Raw genomic sequence first — 22,852 nt, 5'->3', positions numbered from 1 at the left:
ACCAAACGGTTACATGACACCTCAAAACGCTTGTGCGGCGGGCGCCTCCGGCATTTGCCGGTGAAAACCCTAGCTTTACATTTTTACAGGTGCAACGCGACCGCCCGATGTCGTCAGACGCCTTCGGCGACAAAATGTCTTACAAATGCGGGATCGAAGCTGACGCTGCGATTCACGCCGCCGCGCAGGATCGCCGACGTTCATGACACCCGCATTTCGAGACACGAAATCATGAAAACGTTTTTAGTCGGCGTGCCGGAAACCGGACGGATACGGTCCGGCGAACGCGGACCGGGAGGCGATGCCGGCGCGTATCGCGCCGGCAATCTTCGCTATTGCGTGGCGGGGCGCGCGAGCCGCGCGGACACCGCGTCGGCGAGCGCGGTCAGGCGCGCGCGGATCGCCGTGTTCGAACCGACCAGCGCCAGTGACGCCGCCATGATCCGGTAGACGCGCTTTCTCGGCACCTTGGCCGGCGTCGCCGGATCGAGCCACCCCGCGTGGCCGGCCAGCAGCTCGAGCGTTTCGAGGCCGATCATGATCGGCCACAGGCACGCGAGCCGCAGCCGCACGAAACGGCGCGGGATCGCGAGCGTATACAGGCATGCGTCGCGATACTGGTCGAGCGCGACGCGCAGCAGGTCGACCAGCACGCCCCGCGCGCGCGCCGAAGCCTCGGGCTGCAGCAGGTCGGCCACGACGAGCCCATGCGCGGCCAGCACGTCGTCGGGCAGGTAGCAGCGGCCGATGCGCAGGTCCTTCGCGCAGTCGCGCAGGATATTGGTCATCTGCAGCGCCTTGCCGAAACGGATGCCCTTCTCGCGCATGGCCGGCAGATCCCAGCGGCGCGCGGCGCGCGTGTGCATCCCCGTCATGTCGGTCCAGAACTCGCCGACGCAGCCGGCGACAAGGTACGTGTAGCGGTCGAGCATCTCGCGCGTCGGCAGCGATGCGACCTGCCCCGACTGCTCGTCCGGAAACGTGCGCAAGTCGAATTCCATCCCCGCCGTGAGCGTCGCGACGACCTTGCGGATCGACGCGCGATCGGCGTCCGGCTGCGCGCGCAGCAGCGCGAGCATCGGCTCCATCGAACCGAGCAGCAGGTGTTCGTGCGAATCGGTCTGCATCCGCGTCACGTCGTCGAGCGAACGCGACGGCGCCGCGCCGTCACCGAGCCGCTCGATGTCGTCGCGCAGGTCGGTCAGCAGCGCCGCGCGGCGGTCGGGCGCGACGAGCGCCGTGTCGGCGATCGTGTCGGCCGCGCGCGCAAGCAAATACGCGAGGCCGACCGGGTCGCGCATGCCGCCGGGCAGCACGCGCAGCGTCAGGTAGAAGGAGCGGGAAACGTTCTTCAGCAGCTCGCCGAGCAGATAGGCGGGATCGGTATGGGTCGTCATGGGTCGGGAAAAATCGGCAGGCGCGGGCCCCGGACGCACACGGGCGCCGGGCGCCCGCGCCGGCCCGCGAGTCGCCGCATCGTCGCGCCAGGCGGGCGGCGGCCCCGGTGCGGCGATGCAAAATTCCCGCAAGTTTAGTGCATCCGGCGCGCGGCTTCGCTGTGACGGCCGGAATGCGAGGCGCGCCCGCCTGCCGTCACGCGCGCCGCCGTGTATGTCGCCCCATCAAAACGAAAAAGAAAGGTCAAAGTAATACATATGTAACTATTCGATGCGACGATCGCGCACCGTTCGACACCATAGCCGGCGCCCCTGCCGGACCGCCGGCGCGAGCGCCCTTTTCCGGCTCCTTTCCGACTCCGTTTCGAAGGTTCATCGACATGCTCCTCCAGCGCCCGACCTCCCTGCGTTACGTCCCGTTCGCCTGCGCCGCCGCGTTCCTGCTCGCCGCGTGCGGCGGCGACGATCTGACGCGCGATCCCACGCAGCCGATTTCCGCGAAGGTCCAGGTGGTCGGCCATCGCGGCGCGAGCGCGCTGCGCCCGGAACACACGCTCGCGTCGTACCGCAAGGCGATCGAGGACGGCGCGGACGTGATCGAGCCCGACCTCGTGTCGACCCGCGACGGCATGCTCGTCGCGCGCCACGAGAACGAGATCTCGGGCACGACGAACGTGTCGACGCTGCCGCAGTTCGCGAACCGCAAGGCGACCAAGACGATCGACGGCGCGCAGTTGACCGGCTGGTTCACCGAGGATTTCACGCTTGCCGAGCTGAAGACGCTGCGGGCGCGCGAGCGCATTCCGCAGGTGCGCCCCGCCAACACCGCGTACAACGACCAGTTCGAGATTCCGACGTTCGACGAGATCGTCGCGCTCGCGAAGCAGATGTCCGCGCAGACCGGCCGCACGATCCACCTGTATCCGGAAACCAAGCATCCGACCTACTTCCAGTCGATCGGCCTGCCGCTCGAGGACCGCCTCGTCGACGCACTGTTGAAGGACGCATACACGTCGCGCACGGCGACCGTATACATCCAGTCGTTCGAGGTCGCGAACCTGAAGACGATCCGCAACCGGATCAAGTCGAGCCAGCCGAACTGGAAGCTCGTGCAGTTGATGGACGAAACCGGCCAGCGCCCGTACGACTTCGTGAAGGCAAACGACACGCGCACCTACGGCGACCTGTCGACGCGCGACGGGATGCGCGAGATCGCGACCTATGCGAACGGCGTCGGGCCATACAAGACGTCGATCATCGCGGTTGCCGCGGACGGCACGCTGCAGCAGCCGACGCCGTACGTGCGCTACGCGCACGAGGCCGGGCTCATCGTGCATCCGTACACGTTTCGCCCGGAGAACAACTTCCTGCCCGCGTCGCTCAAGGACGGCGGCACGCCGGCCACGCGCAACACGGCCGGCTCGGTGCGCGAGATCCAGGCTTACCTGCGCGCGGGCATCGACGGCTTCTTCACCGACGATCCGGCCGTCGGCCGCACGGCCGTCGATACGTTCAAGCGCTGATACGAAGCGCCGACCCGCATCGCGACCGGGCGCCGCGTACGACGCGCCGCACCTGGCTGCATCGCATCGGTCAGATCACGTTGAAGTGATGCGTGCCGTCACGCTTCAACTGGTCGACGAGACCGTATTCCCAGTCGAGATACGCCTGCATCGCGGCGGCCGCATTGTCGGTGCCTTCGTACGGGCGCCGATAGCGGTCGATGCGCGGCGACGCGAGACGGGTCTCGCCGCTCTCCAGCGGCAATCCGGCGTCGATCCACGCGGCGGTGCCGCCGGTCAGCACCCGGATGTCGGCCGATGCCGGCAGCAGCGCGCGGGCGTCGTCCGCCGCGAACCGCGCGAGCAGGCTCGATCCACACGTGAACACGTAGCGCTTCGCGGGCGGAATCGCCGCCAGCGCGCCGCGCAATTGCGCGCGCACGGCAAACCACGCGCCCGGAATATGACGCTTCACGTAGTTCGCGCTGGCCGTCACGTCGACGATCGCGAGTTCGCCGGCCGCGGCTTCCTTCAGCCAGCCGGCGAGCGTCGCGGGCGACACGTCGGTCGCGGGCGGCGTCGCCGGCACGTCGCGCGGCGGCTGGCCGCGCTCGGTGAATGCCGCGGAGCCGGCCGGCTCGACGACGCGCACGTCCCAGCCCATCTGCGCGAGCCACGATGCGGTCATGTCCGCGCGCACGCCGTCGTCGTCGGCCAGCACGATCCGCGCGCCGCGCACGGCCGCGTGATGGTCGATCTCCTGCACGAGCTGGCCGCCCGGCGTGCTCAGGAAGCCCGGCAGATGCCCAGCTTCGTATTCCTCCGGCGTGCGCACGTCGAAGCGGTACAGCGTGCGGCCCGGCTCGTCGAGCGCGGCGACGTCGGCCAGCGCGATGCGCGGCACCCCGGCGCGCTCGGCCACCGCGCGGGCGGCCCGACGCGCGTCGGCGCGTTGCGTCGCGTCGATCTCGTCCGGAAAGCGCCGTGCGGCGCCGCGTTCGAGCGCCTGGCCGGCGAGCGTCCAGCCGATCGTGCCGTTGCGCAGCGCGGCGACCGGGTTCGGCAGCCCCGCGTTGACGAGCGATTGCGTGCCGATGATGCTGCGCGTGCGGCCCGCGCAGTTGACGATCACCTGCGTCTTCGGATCCGGCGCGAGCGCCCGCACGCGCAGCACGAGCTCCGCGCCCGGCACGCTGGTCGACGTCGGGATGTTCATCGTCTGGTATTCGTCGAAGCGGCGCGCGTCGACGATCACGACATCGGCTTTCGCATCGATCAGCGCCTGTACCTCCTGCGCGGACAGCGACGGCGTATGGCGCTCGGCCTCGACCCATTCGCCGAACGACTTGCTCGGCACGTTCACGTCGATGAACAGTTCGCCGCCCCCGGCGACCCAGCCCGCGAGGCCGCCGTCGAGCTGCCGCACGTCGGTGTAGCCGAGGCGCGCGAGCGTCGCGGCCGCGCGCGGCGCGAGATCCTCGCCGCCTGCTTCGCCGAACACGACGATCGGCGTGTCGCGGCGCGGAATCCGCGTCCACGCGTCGAGTTCGAGCTTCGACAACGGAAAGTTGGCGGCCCACAGCGGATGGCCCTGTGCGTACGGATCTTCCTCGCGGACGTCGATCAGCGCGATCTCGTCGCGGGCAAGCAGGCGTGCGCGTACGTCCTGGTACGACGCCACGGGAAAGCGGGAAAGGGAATCGGCGGATTGCGTCACGATGGCTCTATGTTGAATACGTTGAAGTCGGTGAAGAAAACGGAACGGGGCGATCCTGGCCCTGGCGGCGCGCGCCCGCGACGGGCCGCGCGAGCGGGCTGTGCGTCAGGCATTCGAATAGCCCGACACGAACGGCTTCACGGTACCGTCGTCCAGGTACACCGCGCGTTCGACCTTGCCGATGTTCGCGCCGTACACGTGGATGCTGATCGACACGCGGTCGGCGAACGCGTTGGTCACGCGATGCACGTCGCCGATGCGCGGCGATACGGCCTCGACCTCGCCCGGCCGCAACCGCACGGCATCGCCCGCCGGCACCGGCCTGCCGGCCGCGTCGAACCGGTACGGCTGCGAGAACTCGCCGCCGCGCAGCATTCCGATCAGCCCCCACACCGTGTGGTCGTGGATCGGCGTCGCCTGGCCGGGCCCCCACACGAAGCTGACGATCGAGAAGCGCTCGTCCGGGTCGAGATGCAGCAGGTACTGCCGATAGCGCTCGGGATCGGGCTGCGCGAACGCGTCGGGCAGCCAGTCGTCGTGTTCGACGAGGGCGGCAAGCAGCGCGCCGCCCTCGTCGAGAATGCGCGCCTCGTTCGCGCCGGACACGAGCAGCGCATCCAGACCGTCGACGACCAAACGTAGCGGCGTCTGTTGCAGCGAAAGCGTACTCATCGGCCGTCTCCTCGAATATGATGGATCGTCATGATGCACCCGAAAGACCATGCAGAACAAACATGAAAATTAGCGATATCGACGCTTTTGCAGCGGTCGTCCGCTGCCAGACCCTGAGCCAGGCCGCGGCCGAGCTCGGGATGACGCAGCCCGCGATCACGCGGCGCGTCCAGAATCTCGAGGAGGCGCTCGGCGTGACGCTGCTCGACCGCAACACGAAGCCGCCACGGCCGACCGACATCGGCCGGCAGGTGTTCGAGCAGTGTCGCGCGATCCTGCGCGAGGTCGACGCGCTGCGCGAACTGACGGCCGGCGAGCAGCCGCCCGCCGGCGAATTCCGGATCGGTCTCACGCAAGGGCTCGGCGAGCTGATGCTGCCGGGCCTCATCGCGGACCTCTCCGCGCAGTGGCCCGCGCTCGCGACGCAGGTCACGACCGCATGGGGCGGCCTGCTCGTCGAACGTATCGCCCGCCGCGAGCTCGATGCGGCGCTCGTCTTCCTCGCCCGCGAAATGGTGCTGCCGGCGCAGGTCGAGGGCGAACGGCTGCTGGCCACGCGGCTCGTCGCGGTCGGCCGCAAGGGCGACTGGCCGCGGCGCAGCTACCGGCTCGCCGATTGCCACGCTCGCGGCTGGGTGCTGAACCCGGACGGCTGCGGCTTTCGGGCGGGCCTGCGGCGCGCGCTCGACGCACAGGGCCTGCCGATGCCGGTCACGCTCGATGCGTACGGCCGCGACCTGCAACTGCAAAGCGTTGCCAACGGCTTCGGCCTCGGGCTGATGCCGCTGCCGCTCGTCGAAGGCAGCCCGCTGCGCGATGCACTCGACATCGTGCCGCTCGCCGATTTCAAGCCGCAGATCGATCTGTGGCTGCTGCGCCGGCACGATACGGCGCGCCTCGACGCGCCGCTCGCGGCCGTCGCCGCGCATGCGCGCACGGCGTTCGCGCTGCCCGAGCAATCGCACGACAAGGCTGCTTGACGTTGCCTCGATGGCCGCGGCGGTCGCGCGATGCCTGCGTCGCGCCGCGCCGTTGCCGTGCGCGGCAACCCGGCCCGGCTCACGCATCGCGTCGATCGCGTTCGATCCCGGTACGTGACGTGGCGTCCGCTCCCGCGCTCGTCTGGCCGCGCGTCGCCGCGTCGAGCACCGCGCGCCCCGCCGCCACCGCGATCGCATCGTCCTGCGGCGTATGCACGCGGCTGCACAGCACATCGCGATAATGGCGTTCGAGCGGATTGCCGCGGCTCAGCCCGTGATTGCCCGACAGCTTCAGCGCCTGCTCGACCGTCCGGATCGCCTGCTCGGTCACGGTGCGCTTGACGAGGCCGCTGGTCGTCAGCGACGGCGCATTGCCGGCGTCGGTACGCGCGATGTGATCGTCGAGCAGCACACGGTTCGCGTGCAGCCAGCCCTCGATTTCGCCGACCGCCTCCTGCACGCGCGGCAGCGTCGCGAGCGGCGCGCCAAGCCCGCTCGGCGCACGCGTCGTCGCGAATTCGACGAGCCAGTCGCGCGACGCTCGCGCCACCGCGTCGTACAGGCTGCCGAGCAGCACGACCATCCATGCCTGTTGGTCCGCCTGCGCGTCGGCATCCGCATGCGTGGCGGACGATACGGCCCACGCGTCCGGCGCGCGCACGTCGACCGCATATTCGGCCGGCAGCGGCACCTCGTCGAACACGACTTCGTGGCTGCCCGACGCGCGCAGGCCGAGATGATTCCAGCTTTCGATCACGCGGATGCGATCGCCGTCCGCCTCGGGGTCGCGCGGCACGAGAAACACGCCGACCCGGGGCGCCGCTTCGTCGGTGCGCGCCCACACGGCCAGCCAGCGCAACGCCGGAATCCCGGTGCTGTAGAGCTTGTGGCCCGACAACCGCCAGCCGTCGCCATCGCGGCGCGCGATGGTGTCCGGCAGCCCGCCGCGCGACGGCGAACCGAGCGCCGGCTCGACGCGCAGCGCGTTGATCAGCGCGCCGTGCGCGACCGCGCTGTCGAACACCGCGCGACGCACCTGCGCGGGCCAGCGGTTGTCCGCGCGGCCGAGCGCGCGGTGCTGCAGATACGTCATCGTCAACACGAGCGCCGTCGCGGGATCGGCCCGCGCGACGGCCGCGACGATCCGGCTCGCCCGCGCCAGCGTCGCCCCTGCGCCGCCATGCCCGCGCGGCACGACCTGCGCGATCAGCCCGGCACGATGCAGCCGCGCGAAGTGCTCGTGCGGAAAGCGGCCGTCGACGTCGTTGCGGGCCGCATCGGCGGCGAGTTCGGGCGCGAGACGCTCGAGCAGCGCGGCAAGGCGCGCGTCGTCGTCCGTCTCGTCGGCGGCGTCGGCGGGTTGAGCGGCGTGCGCAGGCAGCAGGCGCAGCGAAGATGGCGGTGGCGGCGAGGAAACGGCAAGGCTGGCGGACATCGAAACGGATTCCCTGGGTAGCTCGAACACGGCGGCGAACGCGTCAGCGGCGGCAAATACGGCGCCAACGCGCGCCCGATCATTCGCGAGCCCACAGCGTATGCGCAACGCATACGGCCCCAAACCATGCAAATCTGATATTCAAATCGGGATTGATTATTTCCATTCCGCATGATCCCGGCGTTAACCTGCGCTCCATTCCTGCCCGGCCGTGCGCCGGGACATCCCTGCACCGGAGACCCAGATGAGCGTCGAATTCATCGGCATGATCCAGAGCCAGAAGCAGTCGGAAATCCACCCGGCGTCCGGCCCCGCGGTCGATCCCGACTATGTCCGCGACTTTGCCCGCGCCCACGAAACCGCCGGTTTCGACCGGATTCTCGTACCGCATCACTCGACCGGCCCGTCGGCGACGCTGACGATCGCATTCGCGGCGGCCGCGACCGAGCGCATCCATTTCATGCTCGCGCATCGTCCGGGCTTCACCGCGCCGACGCTCGCCGCGCGCCAGATCGCGACGCTCGACCAGTTCAGCCGCGGCCGGCTCGCCGTGCACTTCATCTCCGGCGGCTCGGACAGCGAGCAGCAGCGCGACGGCGATTTCCTCGATCACGACGCGCGCTATGCACGCACCGACGAATACCTCGGCATCCTGCGGCGCATCTGGACCGAAGCGCAGCCGTTCGATCACGACGGCGCGCATTACCGCTTCAAGCAGTGTTTCTCGGAAGTGAAGCCGTTCCAGCAGCCGCACGTGCCGATCTACTTCGGCGGTGCGTCGGAAGCCGCGCTCGCGGTGGCCGGCAAGCACGCGGACGTCTACGCGCTGTGGGGCGAATCGCTCGACCAGGTGCGCGACCTGACGACGCGCGTGCGCGCCGAAGCCGCGGAGCACGGCCGCCAGGTGCGCTTCTCCGTGTCGTTCCGCCCGATCCTCGCGGCGACCGAGGACGAAGCGTGGGCGCGTGCGCACCGCATCCTCGACGAAACGCGCCGGCTGCGCGAAGCGGCCGGGCTCGGCGCCGGCGGCCCGCAGCAGAGCGAAGGCGCGCGCCGCCTGCTCGCCGCGGCCGAGCGCGGCTCGCGCGTCGACAAGCGGCTGTGGACCGAGATCGCGAAGCTCACCGGCGCGCGCTCGAATTCGACGGCGCTCGTCGGCACGCCCGAACAGGTCGCCGACGCGCTGCTCGACTACTACGACCTCGGCGTGACGACGTTCCTGATCCGCGGCTTCGACCCGCTGGAAGACGCGATCGACTACGGCCGCGAACTGATTCCGCGCGTGCGCAGCGCCGTCGCCGCCCGCGACGCGGCACGCCGCGCCGCCTGAGCCTGACGGCGTCAACGGAGCCCACTGGAGCCATACGCGATCATGTCCGCCGTCCTGTCCTCGCCCCACCGTACCGCATCGGGCCTCGTGCTCGCCGATACGCCGCGCCAGCACTTCTGGTTCGATCCGCCCGCGCCGCGCATCGACGTCGCCGCCGAGCGCCGCCACCGGCAGGAGCGGCTCGCGGCCGCGTTCCGCCTGTTCGCACGCTTCGGCTTCGCGGCGGGCCTCGCCGGCCACATCACCGCACGCGATCCGGAGCTGCCCGACCATTTCTGGGTGAACCCGCTCGGCGTGCATTTCTCGCAGATCAAGGTCTCCGACCTGCTGCTCGTCAACGCGCGCGGCGAAACCGCGATCGGCCAGCGGCCGCTGAACAAGGCCGCGTTCGCGATCCATGCGGCGATCCACGAAGCCCATCCGCACGTGGTCGCCGCCGCGCACACGCATTCGACCTACGGCAAGGCCTGGTCGACGCTCGGCCGCCCGCTCGATCCGCTCACGCAGGACGCGTGCGTGTTCTACGAGGATCATGCGCTGTTCGACGACTTCACGGGGATGGTCGTCGACACCAGCGAAGGCGCGCGGATCGCCGATGCGCTCGCGAAGCCCGACGGCACCACGCACAAGGGCGTGATCCTGAAGAACCACGGGATCCTGACGGCCGGCCCGACGGTCGAGGCCGCCGCGTGGTGGTACATCGCGCTCGACAACGCCGCGCACACGCAGTTGCTGGCCGAAGCGGCCGGCACGCCGCAGCCGATCGATCGCGCGACCGCGCGCCATACGCACGGCCAGATCGGCGGCCCCGACGGCGCGCTGCATGCGTTCGACAGCCTGTTCGCGCGCGTCGTCGCCGACGAACCCGATCTGCTCGACTGAGCGCTACACCGGAGACCAGACCATGACCCAAACCACCGCACCCACGCCCGCCGACGCGCACGACGGCCAACGCCGCCGGCTGCTGCGCGCGGCCGGTGCCGCCGCGCTCGCCGTGCCGGCGATCACGCTCGGCCGCAACGCGCGGTCCGCGCCGCCGCTGAAGAAGCTCACGTTCGCGTGGAACCAGAACGCGTTCTGCCTGACGCCGATCGTCGTCGCGCAGGAGCGCGGCTTCTTCGAGAAAAACGGGCTGCAGGTCGAGCTGATCAACTACAGCGGCTCGACCGATCAACTGCTCGAATCGATCGCGACCGGCAAGGCCGATGCGGCAGTCGGAATGATCCACCGCTGGCTGAAGCCGCTCGAAGCCGGCTTCGACGTGAAGATCATCGGCAGCTCGCACGGCGGCTGCGTGCGGCTGCTGGGCGCGAAGGCGGCCGGCGTCACGACGCTGCAGGCGCTGAAGGGCAAGACGGTCGGCGTCAGCGATCTGGCCGCGCCCGGCAAGCACTTCTTCTCGATCCTGCTCGCGAAAAACGGCATCGATCCCGAGCGCGACATCACGTGGCGGCAGTATCCGGCCGACCTGCTCGGCGTCGCGGTCGACAAGGGCGAGATCCACGCGATCGCCGACGGCGACCCGAACCTCTACCTGCTCGAAAAGCGCAGCAACGGCGCGTACACCGAACTCGCGACCAACCTGTCCGGCGAATACGCGCGCAAGGTGTGCTGCGTGATCGGCGCGCGCGGCGACCTCGTGCGCAACGACCGGCCGTCGGCCGCCGCGCTCGCGCGCTCGATCGTGCAGGCCACCGAGTACACGCACGACAACCCGAACGAAGCCGCGAAGGTGTTCGCGAAGTATTCGCCGAAGATCAGCCCCGAGGATCTGCGCAAGCTGTACGCGACGCTCACCTACACGCATCACCCGACCAGCGTCGACCTGCAGCAGGAAATCGCGTTCTATGCGGACGATTTCCGCCGCATCAGCGTGCTGAAGAAGAGCACGGACCCGCAGCGCTTCGCGCAGCAGGTCTATGCGAACGTACTGGGGTAACGCGATGTCGACGATCGAACACGCTTCCGCCGCACGCACCGCATCGGCCCCGGCCGGCGACGCCGCGCACGCTACCGCCACCGCGCGCGCAGCCTGCACGGCCTGCGAAGCCACGCTGGCCGCCGACGCCCGGCGCGCGCGCGCCTGGCCGACCGGGATCGCCGCCGCGCTCGCATGGGCCGCGCTCGGCGCGCTCACGCAGCTGTGGCCGAACCGGATCGTCGGCTTCAGCGACTGGGCGTACACCGACACGTTCGGCACGGCCGCGTGGACGATCGCCGCGCTGCTGCTCGTCGCCGCGACGCTCGGCCATCGCGTTCCCGCAACCCGCACGCGGCTCGCCCGCTTGCGACCGGCCGGCCCGTGGCTCGTCGCGCTGCCGCTCGTGCTCGCCGCGTGGGAAATCGTCACCGCGAAAACCGGCTGGCTGCCGACGCCGTTCTTCGCGCCGCCGCAGGCGCTGATCGAGGTCTACGTCGACGACTGGCCGCGCCTCGCCGGCAGCGCCGGCAATACGCTGAAGCTGCTCGCGCTCGGCTTCGCGTACGGCGTCACGGTGGGCTTCGCGGTCGGCGTGTCGATCGGCTGGTCGCGCCGGATCGGCTACTGGGTCCATCCGGTGCTGCGCGTGCTGGGGCCCGTGCCGACCACCGCGCTGCTGCCGCTCACGTTCTACTTCTTTCCGTCGAGCTATTCGGCGGCCGCATTCCTGATCGCGCTCGCCACCGGGTTCCCGGTCGCGGTGCTCACGTGGTCGGGCGTCGCGAGCGTGAACAAGCAGTACTACGACGTCGCGCGCACGCTCGGCGCGAATGCGCGCTTCCTCGTGCTGCGCGTCGCGATTCCGGCCGCGCTGCCGCACGTGTTCGTCGGCATCTTCATGGGGCTGAGCGCATCGTTCACGGTGCTGGTCGTCGCCGAGATGATGGGCGTCAAGTCGGGGCTCGGCTGGTATTTGAGCTGGGCGCAGGGCTGGGCGTCGTACGTGAACATGTATGCGGCGCTGATCGTGATGGCGCTGCTGTTTTCCGGGTTGATCGCGCTGCTGTTCACGGTGCGCGACCGTGTGCTCGCCTGGCAGAAAGGAACCGTCAAATGGTAAGCGCCGCCGTACTCGAATCGTCCGTCGCAACTGTCGCGGCGCCGGCTGTCACGCCGGCGCGCGGCGCGCGCATCGACATCCGCCGCGTGAGCCATGCATTCGACAGCCCCGGCGGCGCGCTGCCGGTGCTCGACGACGTGTCGCTGTCGGTCGCGGCCGGCGAATTCGTCGCGCTGCTCGGCCCCAGCGGCTGCGGGAAATCGACGCTGCTGCGGCTCGTCGCGGGGCTCGACGCCGCGCGGCAAGGCACCATCGCGCAAGACGGCGTGCCGATCGAGCGCCCCGATCCGTCGCGCATCGTCGTGTTCCAGGATCCGACGCTGTACCCGTGGCGGCGCGTGCGCGCGAACGTCGCGCTCGGCCTCGAAGCGCGCGGCGTGGCGCGCACCGCGCAGCATCGCGTCGACGATGCGCTCGCGCGCGTCGGGCTGCAGGAATTCGCGAACGTGTTTCCGCACCAGTTGTCCGGCGGGATGGCGCAGCGCGTCGCGCTCGCGCGAGCGCTCGTCAACGATCCGCGCCTGCTGATCCTCGACGAGCCGCTCGGCAAGCTCGATTCGCTGACTCGGCTCACGATGCAGGCCGAGTTGACCGCGCTGTGGCAACGCGACGGTTTCTCCGCGCTGCTCGTCACGCACGACGTGGAAGAAGCGCTGTTTCTCGCGCAGCGCGTGATCGTGTTCGGGCCGCGCCCGGCACGGATCGTCGCCGAACTGCGCGTCGACCTGCCCTACCCGCGCCATCGCGGCGACCTGCGCCTCGCCGAATTGCGTCACGACGCGCTGCGGCATCTCGGGCTCGATGCGAGCTGGTAGATGCCGAGTGCCGTTCGACGTTTGACTGCGGTACGCCGGAGACGCGCGCGATGAACGCGCCGCCGTTCGCCGACTGGGCCATCGCGTTCCTGCAACTGCTGTATGGCGCGCAAATCGCGCTGGCGCGCGGGCTGCACGCGATCGGCCTGACCGGCGACGCCGACGGCCAGGCCGCGTGGCCGTGGGCACACCGCATGGCGCTCGAAACGCTGCGCATCGACGCCGGGCTCACGCGGCAGCTCGCGTTCGCCTGTGGCGTGACGGCGCTGGCCGTCGTGCTCGCCTGCATCGCGCTGGTTTCACGCAAGCGGCGTATCGCGACGGCCATCGCCGCGCTGGCCGTCGCGTGGTTCGCGCCGTGGCCGCCCGCTTCGCTGTGGCTCGCGCCCGCCGTGCCGACGAGCTTCCAGCGCGGCCCCGCGCCGTTTTCCGTGTCGAGCGTGATGCGCGGCGCGCACCTCTATACGCAACATTGCGCGGCCTGCCACGGCACGGACGGCCGCGGCGAAGGCCCGCTCGCGGCCACGCTCGCGCAATGGCCGCCGACCTTCGCCGGCGCATTGCTCGCGCGTCGCCTCGACGGCGAACTGTTCTGGCGCGTGCGTCACGGCACGCGGGACGAGCACGGCGCATCGACGATGCCCGGCTTCGCCGCGACGCTCGGCCCGCAGGACACATGGGCCATGCTCGACTACCTGAAGGCGCTCGCCGCCGGTAGCGGCGCACAGGCGGAAGGCGCGTGGCCGGTGCCCGTCCCGCTGCCGGCGCTCGACGTGCGCTGCGGTGACGCCGCGCCCCAGGCGCTCGAGCACTGGCGCGAAGGCCAGCGCGTGCGCGTCGTCGCGCTTGCGCCGGGCGCGACGCCACCGCAGGAAGATGCGCGCTGGCAGACCTTGCTCGTCACCGAACGCGGCGCGCCGGTGCCGCCGTCGGCCGGTACGCGTGCGAACTGCGTCGCGACGACCGCCGATGCGTGGCGCGCGTTCGCGACGATTACCGGCGTCGCGCCCGATGCGCTCGGCGGCACGCAACTGCTCGCCGATCGGCGCGGCTGGCTGCGGGCGCGCGCGTTGCCGGGCAGCGCCGGCTGGTCGGATGCCGACCTGCTGTGCCGCTCGGATGCGGCGGCTGTCCGGCCGTCCACGCCGGCCGCCCGCGGCGATGCATTGACCGCCCTGCTGCTGCGCGTCGACCAGGAACCCGTGCGCGACGTACAGGCCGGGCTCCCGCATTGAACCCACGAATCCTTCCTTCGACCGAACTTCACGATGAATCCGACCCGACGCCACTTCCTCGCCCAGGCGAGCGCCCTTGCCACGATCGCCGCCGCCCCGGCCGCCGTGCGCGCGCAATCGGGCGCACGCCCGCTGCTGCGCGCCAGCGACCAGAAAGGCGGGCTGCGCGCGCTGCTCGAAGCGGCCGGCGAGCTGCACGGCCTCCCGTACGACATCGCGTGGACCGAATTCCCGGCCGCCGCGCCGCTCGCCGAAGCGCTGAACGCGGCGGCCGTCGACTGCGGCCCGATCGGCGACGCGCCGGTGATCTTCGCGCTCGCCTCGGGCGCCCGCATCAAGGTGATCGGCGCGAACCGTTCCGATCCGTACGGCACGGCCGTGCTCGTGCAACCCGACGCCGCGCTGAAAGGCGCGGCCGACCTGAAGGGCAAGCGCATCGGCACCACGCGCGGCTCGATCGGCCATTTCGTCACGCTGAAGGCCCTCGATGCGGCCGGCCTGCCGCCCGATGCCGTGTCGTTCCGCTTCCTGCCGCCGGCCGACACGATGCTGGCGCTCGCCACCGGTTCGATCGACGCGTGGGCGACCTGGGAGCCCTATACCGCACTCGCCGAAACGAGCGGCCGCGCGCGCGTGCTCGTGAACGGCCGTGGACTGTGGTCGGGCCTCAGCTATCTCGCGGCGACCGACGCGACGATCGCCTCGAAGCGCGACGTGCTGCACGATTTCCTGCGGCGCATCGTGCGCGCGCAGGTCTGGTCGTACCGGCACGTCGACGCGTATTCGGCGGCGCTCGCGCGCATCATCGGCATTCCGCCGGCCGCCGCGAAGCTGCAGTTCGAGCGACGCGGCACGCGCTGGCAGCCGATCGACGCGACGGTGATCGCCCAGCAGCAGCGCACGGCCGACTTCTACCTGAAGGCCGGCCTGCTGCGCCAGCCGCTCGACGCGCGCACGACGTTCGACCCGGGCTTTCCGCTCGCGTGACGCGCAGCCGGCCACACGGCACGCCTGCGCCGGCCCGCGGCGCGCAACCGCCCGAACGGCGCTCGCGTGATCTGGCACAATCGCGATTCGATCATCCCGCCTTTGTCAGCCAGCGTCATGCCAGCCATCTCCGAACTCTTCGTCTACCCGATCAAATCCTGCGCCGGCATCGCGCTGTCGCGCGCGCAACTGCTCGAAACCGGCCTCGCGTACGACCGCCACTGGCTGATCACGACCCCGGACGGGATGATGATCACGCAGCGCACGCACCCGCGGCTCGCGCTGATCCGCCCCACGCTCGACAGCGATGCGCTCGTGCTGAACGCGCCGGGCATGCCGGAGATACGCACGCCGCTCGACGGCGACGCAAGCGCTGCCACGCCGAAAATGGCCGCGACCGTGTGGCGCGACACCGTCGACGCGATCGACACGGGCGCCGAGACGGCCGCGTGGCTCACCGAATTCGTCGGCACGCCGTTGAAGCTCGTGCGCTTCGGTGCCGACGCGCGCCGCGGCTGCAACCGCAAATGGACCGGCGACATCGATACGCATACGCAGTTCGCGGATGGCTACCCGCTGCTGGTGATCGGCCGGGCGTCGCTCGACGACCTGAACGCGAGGCTCGCCGCGAAGGGCGCGCCGGCGATTCCGATGAACCGCTTCCGTCCGAACATCGTCGTGTCGGATCTGGACGCGTATGAAGAGGATTTCGTCGAACATCTCGACGCCGAAGGCGCGACGCCCGTGCGGCTGCGTCTCGTGAAGCTGTGCACGCGCTGTCCGGTGCCGACGATCGATCAGGCCACCGGCGCGCCGAATCCCGAATGGCCGCACGAGCCGACCGACACGATGCAGACCTATCGCGCGAACCTGAACTACGACAATGCGCTGACGTTCGGCATCAATGCGATCGTCGTCGAAGGCGCGGGGGCGTGGCTCGAGGTCGGGCAGTCCGTCGAAGCGGAAATCGGCTTCGGCGACTGAGCATGACGGCGGGCGGCGCGTCGTTTGCGTCGCCGCCCTACCACCGTTCAGAGCAGTTTCCGCGCCCGATCGAAGCAGCCCCGCTACTGCGCCACCGCCGGCAGCACCACCGTCACGATCAAGCCGCCGCCGGCCGCATCGGCGAGCGTCACGCTGCCCTGGTGCACCCGCGCAATCTCCCGCACGATCGACAGCCCGAGCCCGGTGCCTTCGACCGTCTGTGTCCTGCTGCCGCGATGGAAGCGCTCGAACACCGCGTCGCGCTCGCCGGCCGGAATGCCTGGCCCGTTGTCGATCACGTCGAGCCGCGCCTGCTCGCCGTCGCGCGACACGCGCACCGTGATCACCGCATGGTCGCCCGAGTAACGAATCGCGTTGTCGATCAGGTTGCCGATCATCTCGCCGAGCAGGTCGGACTGGCCGAGCACGTCGACGTCGGCCTCGTGCTCGAAGCCGAGATCGATGTCGCGCGCGCGTGCGACGGGCGACCAGTCGAGCGTCACGCTGCGTGCGAGCCGGTGCAGCGCGACCGGCTTGTGCGCGACCGCGTGACCGCTGTCCGAATCGAGCCGCGACAGCGACAACAATTGCTGGACGATCTTCGCGGCCTGCCGCACCGCGCCGTTCGCGCGCCGCAGGTGCACGTTCGCGCGCGGCTGCTCGTCGGGCCGCAGCGCAAGTTCGACACCCGCCTGCACCGCCGCGAGCGGCGTCTTCAACTGATGAGCCGCATCGGCGAAGAAGCGGCGCCGCGCCACCTGCATCCGCTGCGTACGGCCGATGTACTGGTTGATCGAATCGACGAGCGGCGCGAGTTCGCTCGGCATCGCGCCTGTGTCGAGCGGTGTCGTGTCGTCCTCTCTGCGCGCGGCGACGGTGGCCGACAGCCGGTTCAGCGGCCGCAGCCCGCGCCCGACGCCGAGCCACACGATGCCAAGCGCGAGCACGACGAGCAGTCCTTCCTGCAGCAGCGACCCGATCAGGATCTCGCGCGCGAGCGCCTGACGCGCCTCGATCGTCTCGCCGACCATCACCCACACGATGCGCGACTGCGCGGTCGGCACGTCGTGCACTGGAATACGCAACGCGGCCATCCGCAATTGCTCGCCGCGATACACGACGTCGTAGTAGCGCGTGACGAACAGTGCGCCGTCGCCGGCGTCGCGGCCATGCGGCAGCGGCAGATCGGGATAGCCGGTGACCGTGCGGCCGTTGTCCTCGCGGATCAGGTAGTAGATCTTGCCGCCGTCGCTCGATTCGAGCATTTCGAGCGCGAGATACGGCAGGTCGACCTCGATCTCGCCGTCGTTGAGCCGCACGCCTTCGCGGATCGACTTCAGCGACGACGACAGCGTACGGTCGAACGCGACGTGCGCGGCGCTCATCGCACGCTGGTACGTGAGCCACGAGTCGAGCGCGAGCAGGCCGAGCAGCGGGAGCAGCAGCCACAGCGCGACCTGCGCGCGCAGGTTCGGGCGGGTCATCGTGCGGCTCGCCGGGCCGCCGCGACGGGCATCGCGGAGCATTCGCGGCGCATCGCCCTGCGCTCGCGCAGGAGGCCGGCGTCGCGAAGCCGGCCGGGGACGGCATGCGCCCCCTCGACGGACGGCGAATGACGGCGAGCGCGAAGGCGGATCACGCTTGCGCCTTCGCTTCGAGCAGGTAGCCCAACCCGCGCAGCGTGACGATCGCGACGCCCGAGTTCTCCAGCTTCTTGCGCAGCCGGTACACGTAGATCTCGATCGCATCGGCGTTGACCGATTCGTCGAGCCCGAAGATCTTCTCCGACAGCGTCTCCTTGTTGATCGCGCGGCCGTTGCGCAGGATCAGCACCTCGAGCACCGAGCGCTCGCGCGGCGTGAGCGACAGCGGCTCGCCCCCGAGATGAAAGCCGCGGTCGATACTGTCGTACGAAAGCGGCCCGCACTCGACGCGCGCATGCTCGTGCCCGAGGCTGCGCCGGATCAGCGCGCGGGCGCGCGCCTCCAGCTCCGTCAGCTCGAACGGTTTCGCGAGATAGTCGTCGGCGCCGAGATCGAGCCCTTTCACGCGGTCCTCGACCGACCCGTGCGCGGTGAGGATCAGCACCGGCACCGGGTTGCGGCGCGCGCGCAGCCGCCGCAGCACCTCCAGCCCGTCGAGCTTCGGCAGCCCGAGATCGAGGATCACCAGCGCGTAATCCTGCGTGCGCAGCACGTGGTCCGCCGCCTCGCCGTCGGCCATGTGATCGACCGCGAAGCGCGCGGCGCTCAGCGCGTCGTTCAGCGACTGGGCCAGGTTCGGGTTGTCTTCGACGAGCAGCACACGCATGGGGATTCCGGTAGGGTCAGCGACAGCCCGCTACATTACATGATCCTTTCCGTCTCCACGCCTCGCGCAAACACGGGTTGCGCGGGTGCATCGAACCCGCCGCGCGGAGCGCCGGCGGTGGCCGCTCAGCGCTCGGCAGCCGCGCCGCGCGCCGCGAAACCCGCGGCCGCCGCCGCGTCGACCTCGGGAAATCCATGACGCGAACGACACGTTTGCGAACGGGAATGAAAGCGGGCTGAAAGTGCCCCGCCCTTAACATCCGCGTCACTCGAACAACATCGACGCATCACTGGAGGAAGACATGCCGTTTGCACCGAAGCACCTCGCCGCCGCGCTGGCGGCCGTTCTGGGCGCTGCCGCCGGCAGCGCCGCCGCGCAGGTTCCCGCCGGCTACCCGGGGAACTACCAGGGCGTGATCGACGCCGCGAAGAAGGAAGGCAAGCTGATCGTCTACTCGACGACCGACACGGGCCTCGTGCGTCCGCTGATCAAGGACTTCGAAAGCCTGTACGGCGTGAAGGTCGAGTACAACGACATGAACAGCACCGAGCTGTACAACCGCTACATCAGCGAGAACGCGGCGAGCAGCACCAGCGCCGACGTGCTGTGGAGCTCGGCGATGGACCTGCAGGTCAAGCTCGTCAACGACGGCCTGATGGCGTCCTATGATTCGCCCGAAAGCCCGAACGTGCCGCAATGGGCGCAGTACCAGAAGCAGGCGTACGGCACGACGTTCGAGCCGCTCGCGATCGTCTACAACAAGCGGCTGATCCCCGCGAACGAAGTGCCGACGACGCGCGCCGACCTGATCAAGCTGCTCACCACGCAGGCCGACAAGTTCAAAGGCAAGGTCACGACCTACGACATCGAGAAATCGGGCGTCGGCTTCAACTACCTGACCCAGGACGCGCACGTGAACGAGAAGGTCACGTGGGAACTCGTGAAGGCGATCGGCGCGACCGGCCCGAAGCTGCAGTCGAGCACGGGCGCGATGATGGAACGCATCTCGTCGGGCGAGAACCTGATCGGCTACAACATCATCGGTTCATATGCGTACGCGAAGGCGAAGAAGGACAAGTCGATCGGCTACGTGTTTCCGAAGGACTACACGCAGGTCGTGAGCCGCCTCGCCACCGTGTCGAAGAAGGCGAAGAACCCGAACGCCGCGAAGCTGTGGGTCGACTACCTGCTGTCCAAGCGCGGCCAGACGCTGATCGCGAACCAGGCGAACCTGTATGCGATCCGTGCGGACGTGACCGGCGAGACGTCGGCCGCGAGCCTCACGAAGGAACTCGGCGATTCGCTGAAGCCGATCCAGATCGGCACCGGCCTGCTCGTCTATCTCGACCAGTCGAAGCGCCTCGCGTTCCTGAAGCAATGGCAGCAGGCGATCAAGCGCTGATCCGCTGAGCCGCTGACCCAGGCCGCCCGCCGCGCGTCGCGCGGGCGGCCCCTTCCCCTCACCGACTTCCTTGAGGCGGCCATCCGGATGGCCGCAGGGGCGAACTCATGCGTTCAACCAGCACACGCGGCACGGCACCGGCCGTTCCGCCCGCCACCGGCCCGCGCGACGCGATTCCCGCGCTGCCGGTCAGCAGCCTGCAGCCGCTCGCCGGCATGCTGCGCTGGATCGTCGTCGCGGTCCTGACCGTCGCGGTCGCGCTGCCGCTCGGCTTCATCCTGTTCCAGAGCTTCCTGTCCGCGCCGTTCTTCGACGCGAACAAGACGCTCGGCATCGACGGCTTCCGCTTCATCTTCAGCGATCCCGACTTCTGGTCGGCCGTGAAGAACTCGTTCATCATCGCCGGCGGGATGCTGTTCATCTCGATCCCGCTCGGCGGCATCCTCGCGTTCCTGATGGTGCGCACCGACCTGCCCGGCCGCCGCTGGCTCGAACCGCTGCTGCTCACGCCCGTGTTCGTGTCGCCGATGGTGCTCGCGTTCGGCTACGTGGTCGCGGCCGGCCCGGTCGGCTTCTACTCGGTGTGGTTCAAGGAACTGTTCGGGGTGCAGAGCGTGCCCTGGAACGTGTATTCGATCTTCGCGATCACGGTGATCGTCGGCCTCACGCACGTGCCGCACGTGTACCTGTATTCGTCGGCCGCGCTGCGTAACCTCGGCTCGGACGTCGAGGAAGCCGCGCGCGTGACGGGCGCCCGTCCGTTCCGCGTCGCGCTCGACGTGAGCCTGCCGATGACGATGCCCGCGCTGCTGTTCGCCGGCGTGCTGGTGTTCTTCCTCGGTTTCGAGGTGTTCGGCCTGCCGCTCGTGCTCGGCGATCCGGAAGGCCACCTCGTGCTCGCGACCTACCTGTACAAGCTGACCAACAAGCTCGGCGTGCCGTCGTATCACCTGATGGCCGCGGTCGCCGTGTGCATCGTCGCGATCACCTTCCCGCTCGTGCTGCTGCAGCGCCGCCTGCTGAAGACCGCGAACCGCTTCGTCACCGTGAAGGGCAAGGCCGGCCGCGCGACGGTGCTGCCGCTCGGCGTATGGCGCTGGGTCGCGCTTGCGATCGTCGCGCTGTGGCTGATGCTGACCGTGATCGTGCCGATCTCGGGCATCGTGCTGCGCGCGTTCGTGACCAACTGGGGCGAAGGCGTCGCGCTCGCCGAAGTGCTGACGCTGTCGAACTTCATCGAACTGTTCGAGCAGGACAACCTGGTGCGCGCGATCGTCAACACGCTCGGCATCGGCGTGATCGGCGGCGCGCTCGCGATCGGCTTCTACTCGCTCGTCGCGTTCGCCGGCCACCGCCGCCCCGACTGGGCGACCAGGCTGCTCGACTACCTCGTGCTGCTGCCGCGCGCGGTGCCGGGCCTGCTCGCCGGTCTCGCGTTCCTGTGGATCTTCCTGTTCGTGCCCGGCCTGCGCGAGCTGAAGAACTCGATGTGGAGCATCTGGATCGCGTACACGGTCGTGTGGCTCGCGTACGGGATGCGGCTGATCCAGAGCGCGCTGCTGCAGGTCGGCCCCGAGCTGGAGGAAGCCGGCCGCAGCGTCGGCGCGACGCGCAGCCGCGTGTCGCTCGACGTGACGCTGCCGCTCGTGCGTTTCGGCCTGCTCGCCGCGTGGCTGCTGATCTTCATGATCTTCGAGCGCGAATACTCGACCGCCGTCTACCTGCTGTCGCCCGGCACCGAAGTGATCGGCGCGCTGCTCGTGTCGCTGTGGGCGACCGGCGCCGTCGACCAGGTCGCCGCGCTCTCTGTCATCAACATCGCGATGGTCGGCGCCGGTCTCGGCGTGGCCCTGCGCTTCGGAGTGAAACTTCATGGATAAGCTCATCGTCGACGATCTGCACCTCAGCTACGGCGCCAACCCGATCCTCAAGGGCGTGTCGTTCGAACTGAAGGCCGGCGAAGTCGTATGCCTGCTCGGCGCGTCGGGCAGCGGCAAGACCACGCTGCTGCGCGCGGTGGCCGGCCTCGAACAGCCGTCCGACGGGCGCATCCAGCTCGACGAGCGCGTGTTCTTCGACAGCGCGCGACGCGTCGACCTGCCCGTCGAACAGCGCTCGCTCGGCCTCGTGTTCCAGTCGTACGCGCTGTGGCCGCACCGCACCGTCGCCGACAACGTCGGCTACGGGCTCAAGCTGCGCCGCGTGGCGCCTGCCGAACAGAAGCGCCGCGTGCAGACCGCGCTCGACCAGCTCGGCCTCGGCCACCTCGCCGAACGCTTTCCGCATCAGTTGTCGGGCGGCCAGCAGCAGCGCGTCGCGATCGCCCGCGCGCTCGTCTACAACCCGCCGGTGATTTTGCTCGACGAGCCGCTGTCGAACCTCGACGCGAAGCTGCGCGAGGAAGCGCGTGCGTGGCTTCGCGAACTGATCGTGTCGCTCGGGCTGTCGGCCCTGTGCGTGACGCACGACCAGACCGAAGCGATGGCGATGTCCGACCGCATCCTGCTGCTGCGCAACGGCCGCATCGAGCAGGAAGGCACGCCGGCCGAGCTGTACGGCGCGCCGCGCTCGCTGTACACCGCCGAGTTCATGGGCAGCAACAACCGGATCGACGCGCGCGTCGCCGCGATCGACGGCGAATGCGTGACGCTCGCCGGCGACGGCTGGGAGTTGCGCGCCGTCGCCCGCGACACGCTCGCGCCCGGCCAGGACGCCCAGGCCGTGATCCGCCTCGAACGCGTGCAGGTCGCCGACGGCCCGGGCGCGAACCGGCTGCAGGCCGACCTCGTCACGTCGATGTATCTCGGCGACCGCTGGGAATACCTGTTCCATTGCGGCGACATGCGTCTGCGTGCGTTCGGCCATGTGCCGCGCGCGGCCGGCAAGCACTGGATCGAATTCCCGACCAACGACTGCTGGGCGTTCGCGAAAGCGAGCTGACCCGACCGCGGCGCCTCGCGCGCCGCCGCGTAGGCAGTCGAGCGCATTCCTTTGCGACCCGCAGCGGCGGACGCTTCATCGCGTCCGCCGATGGCGCGCTGCGTA

The 22,852-nt window shown here is 69.8% G+C and carries 19 protein-coding genes; 13 read left to right on the top strand and 6 right to left on the bottom strand.

The window, feature by feature from the left end; genetic code table 11:
* Positions 1-332: 332 nt before the first annotated feature.
* The gene (locus tag CFB89_RS21870) at positions 333-1,397 is read right to left on the bottom strand and encodes a phytoene/squalene synthase family protein (RefSeq protein WP_089469696.1); all 1,065 of its coding nucleotides are present in this window, start codon (positions 1,395-1,397) and stop codon (positions 333-335) included.
* A gap of 380 nt (positions 1,398-1,777) precedes the next feature.
* On the opposite strand from CFB89_RS21870, the gene CFB89_RS21865 reads away from it, so the two are divergent.
* Positions 1,778-2,920 (top strand): glycerophosphodiester phosphodiesterase, encoded by a 1,143-nt coding sequence (locus CFB89_RS21865; protein ID WP_089469695.1) that lies wholly within the window; start codon positions 1,778-1,780, stop codon positions 2,918-2,920.
* A gap of 70 nt (positions 2,921-2,990) precedes the next feature.
* Here the strand turns inward: CFB89_RS21865 and CFB89_RS21860 are convergent, their stop codons facing one another.
* Complete coding sequence (locus CFB89_RS21860) at positions 2,991-4,616, bottom strand: rhodanese-related sulfurtransferase (protein WP_089469694.1); 1,626 nt, start codon at positions 4,614-4,616, stop codon at positions 2,991-2,993.
* Positions 4,617-4,721: 105 nt separating this feature from the next.
* Complete coding sequence (locus tag CFB89_RS21855) at positions 4,722-5,288, bottom strand: cysteine dioxygenase (protein WP_089469693.1); 567 nt, start codon at positions 5,286-5,288, stop codon at positions 4,722-4,724.
* A 62-nt stretch (positions 5,289-5,350) separates the two neighbouring features.
* Between CFB89_RS21855 and CFB89_RS21850 the strand changes: the two genes are divergently transcribed.
* A complete protein-coding gene (locus CFB89_RS21850) occupies positions 5,351-6,268 on the top strand; it encodes a LysR family transcriptional regulator (protein WP_089469692.1) in 918 nt (305 codons plus the stop codon).
* Positions 6,269-6,347: 79 nt separating this feature from the next.
* On the opposite strand, the gene CFB89_RS21845 is transcribed toward CFB89_RS21850, so the two are convergent.
* Entirely contained in the window at positions 6,348-7,703 is a 1,356-nt protein-coding gene (locus tag CFB89_RS21845) for an acyl-CoA dehydrogenase family protein (protein ID WP_089469691.1), read from the bottom strand.
* Positions 7,704-7,947: 244 nt separating this feature from the next.
* Here CFB89_RS21845 and CFB89_RS21840 point away from each other — a divergent pair, with 244 nt between their 5' ends.
* From CFB89_RS21840 to CFB89_RS21805, 8 genes are all read left to right on the top strand, one after another.
* Positions 7,948-9,033, top strand: a complete 1,086-nt coding sequence (locus tag CFB89_RS21840) for an LLM class flavin-dependent oxidoreductase (RefSeq protein WP_089469690.1) — start codon at positions 7,948-7,950, stop codon at positions 9,031-9,033.
* 42 nt (positions 9,034-9,075) lie between these two features.
* Complete coding sequence (locus CFB89_RS21835) at positions 9,076-9,915, top strand: class II aldolase/adducin family protein (RefSeq protein ID WP_089469689.1); 840 nt, start codon at positions 9,076-9,078, stop codon at positions 9,913-9,915.
* A gap of 22 nt (positions 9,916-9,937) precedes the next feature.
* A complete protein-coding gene (locus tag CFB89_RS21830) occupies positions 9,938-10,972 on the top strand; it encodes an ABC transporter substrate-binding protein (protein WP_089469688.1) in 1,035 nt (344 codons plus the stop codon).
* 4 nt (positions 10,973-10,976) lie between these two features.
* Positions 10,977-12,074: an ABC transporter permease gene (locus CFB89_RS21825; protein WP_089469687.1), complete on the top strand. Its 1,098-nt coding sequence runs from the start codon at positions 10,977-10,979 to the stop codon at positions 12,072-12,074.
* Positions 12,068-12,889 carry an ABC transporter ATP-binding protein gene (locus tag CFB89_RS21820; RefSeq protein ID WP_089469686.1) on the top strand — a complete coding sequence of 274 codons (822 nt, stop codon included), beginning with the start codon at positions 12,068-12,070 and terminating at the stop codon, positions 12,887-12,889. Before CFB89_RS21825 ends, CFB89_RS21820 begins: the two co-directional genes overlap by 7 nt.
* Positions 12,890-12,939: 50 nt before the next feature.
* Positions 12,940-14,124 (top strand): cytochrome c, encoded by a 1,185-nt coding sequence (locus CFB89_RS21815; protein ID WP_089469685.1) that lies wholly within the window; start codon positions 12,940-12,942, stop codon positions 14,122-14,124.
* Positions 14,125-14,157: 33 nt separating this feature from the next.
* On the top strand, positions 14,158-15,111 hold the full coding sequence (locus CFB89_RS21810; RefSeq protein ID WP_089469684.1) for an ABC transporter substrate-binding protein: 954 nt from the start codon (positions 14,158-14,160) through the stop codon (positions 15,109-15,111).
* 117 nt (positions 15,112-15,228) lie between these two features.
* Positions 15,229-16,095 carry an MOSC domain-containing protein gene (locus CFB89_RS21805; protein WP_089469683.1) on the top strand — a complete coding sequence of 289 codons (867 nt, stop codon included), beginning with the start codon at positions 15,229-15,231 and terminating at the stop codon, positions 16,093-16,095.
* Between the two features lie 83 nt (positions 16,096-16,178).
* Here the strand turns inward: CFB89_RS21805 and CFB89_RS21800 are convergent, their stop codons facing one another.
* Both CFB89_RS21800 and CFB89_RS21795 read right to left on the bottom strand, forming a co-directional pair.
* Entirely contained in the window at positions 16,179-17,579 is a 1,401-nt protein-coding gene (locus tag CFB89_RS21800) for a sensor histidine kinase (protein WP_089470566.1), read from the bottom strand.
* Between the two features lie 151 nt (positions 17,580-17,730).
* Positions 17,731-18,405, bottom strand: a complete 675-nt coding sequence (locus CFB89_RS21795; RefSeq protein ID WP_089469682.1) for a response regulator — start codon at positions 18,403-18,405, stop codon at positions 17,731-17,733.
* 301 nt (positions 18,406-18,706) lie between these two features.
* Between CFB89_RS21795 and CFB89_RS21790 the strand changes: the two genes are divergently transcribed.
* The 3 genes from CFB89_RS21790 to CFB89_RS21780 all read left to right on the top strand — a co-directional run bounded on the left by CFB89_RS21790 (position 18,707) and on the right by CFB89_RS21780 (position 22,747).
* Positions 18,707-19,807: an ABC transporter substrate-binding protein gene (locus CFB89_RS21790; RefSeq protein WP_089469681.1), complete on the top strand. Its 1,101-nt coding sequence runs from the start codon at positions 18,707-18,709 to the stop codon at positions 19,805-19,807.
* Between the two features lie 107 nt (positions 19,808-19,914).
* Complete coding sequence (locus CFB89_RS21785) at positions 19,915-21,687, top strand: iron ABC transporter permease (RefSeq protein ID WP_089469680.1); 1,773 nt, start codon at positions 19,915-19,917, stop codon at positions 21,685-21,687.
* Positions 21,680-22,747 carry an ABC transporter ATP-binding protein gene (locus tag CFB89_RS21780; protein ID WP_089469679.1) on the top strand — a complete coding sequence of 356 codons (1,068 nt, stop codon included), beginning with the start codon at positions 21,680-21,682 and terminating at the stop codon, positions 22,745-22,747. The genes CFB89_RS21785 and CFB89_RS21780 overlap by 8 nt, the downstream gene beginning before the upstream one ends.
* Positions 22,748-22,852 lie beyond the last annotated feature (105 nt).

This window comes from Burkholderia sp. AU16741 (assembly GCF_002223345.1).
Classification (GTDB): Bacteria; Pseudomonadota; Gammaproteobacteria; order Burkholderiales; family Burkholderiaceae; genus Burkholderia; species Burkholderia sola.
This window is presented reverse-complemented; position numbering and strand designations above follow the sequence as displayed.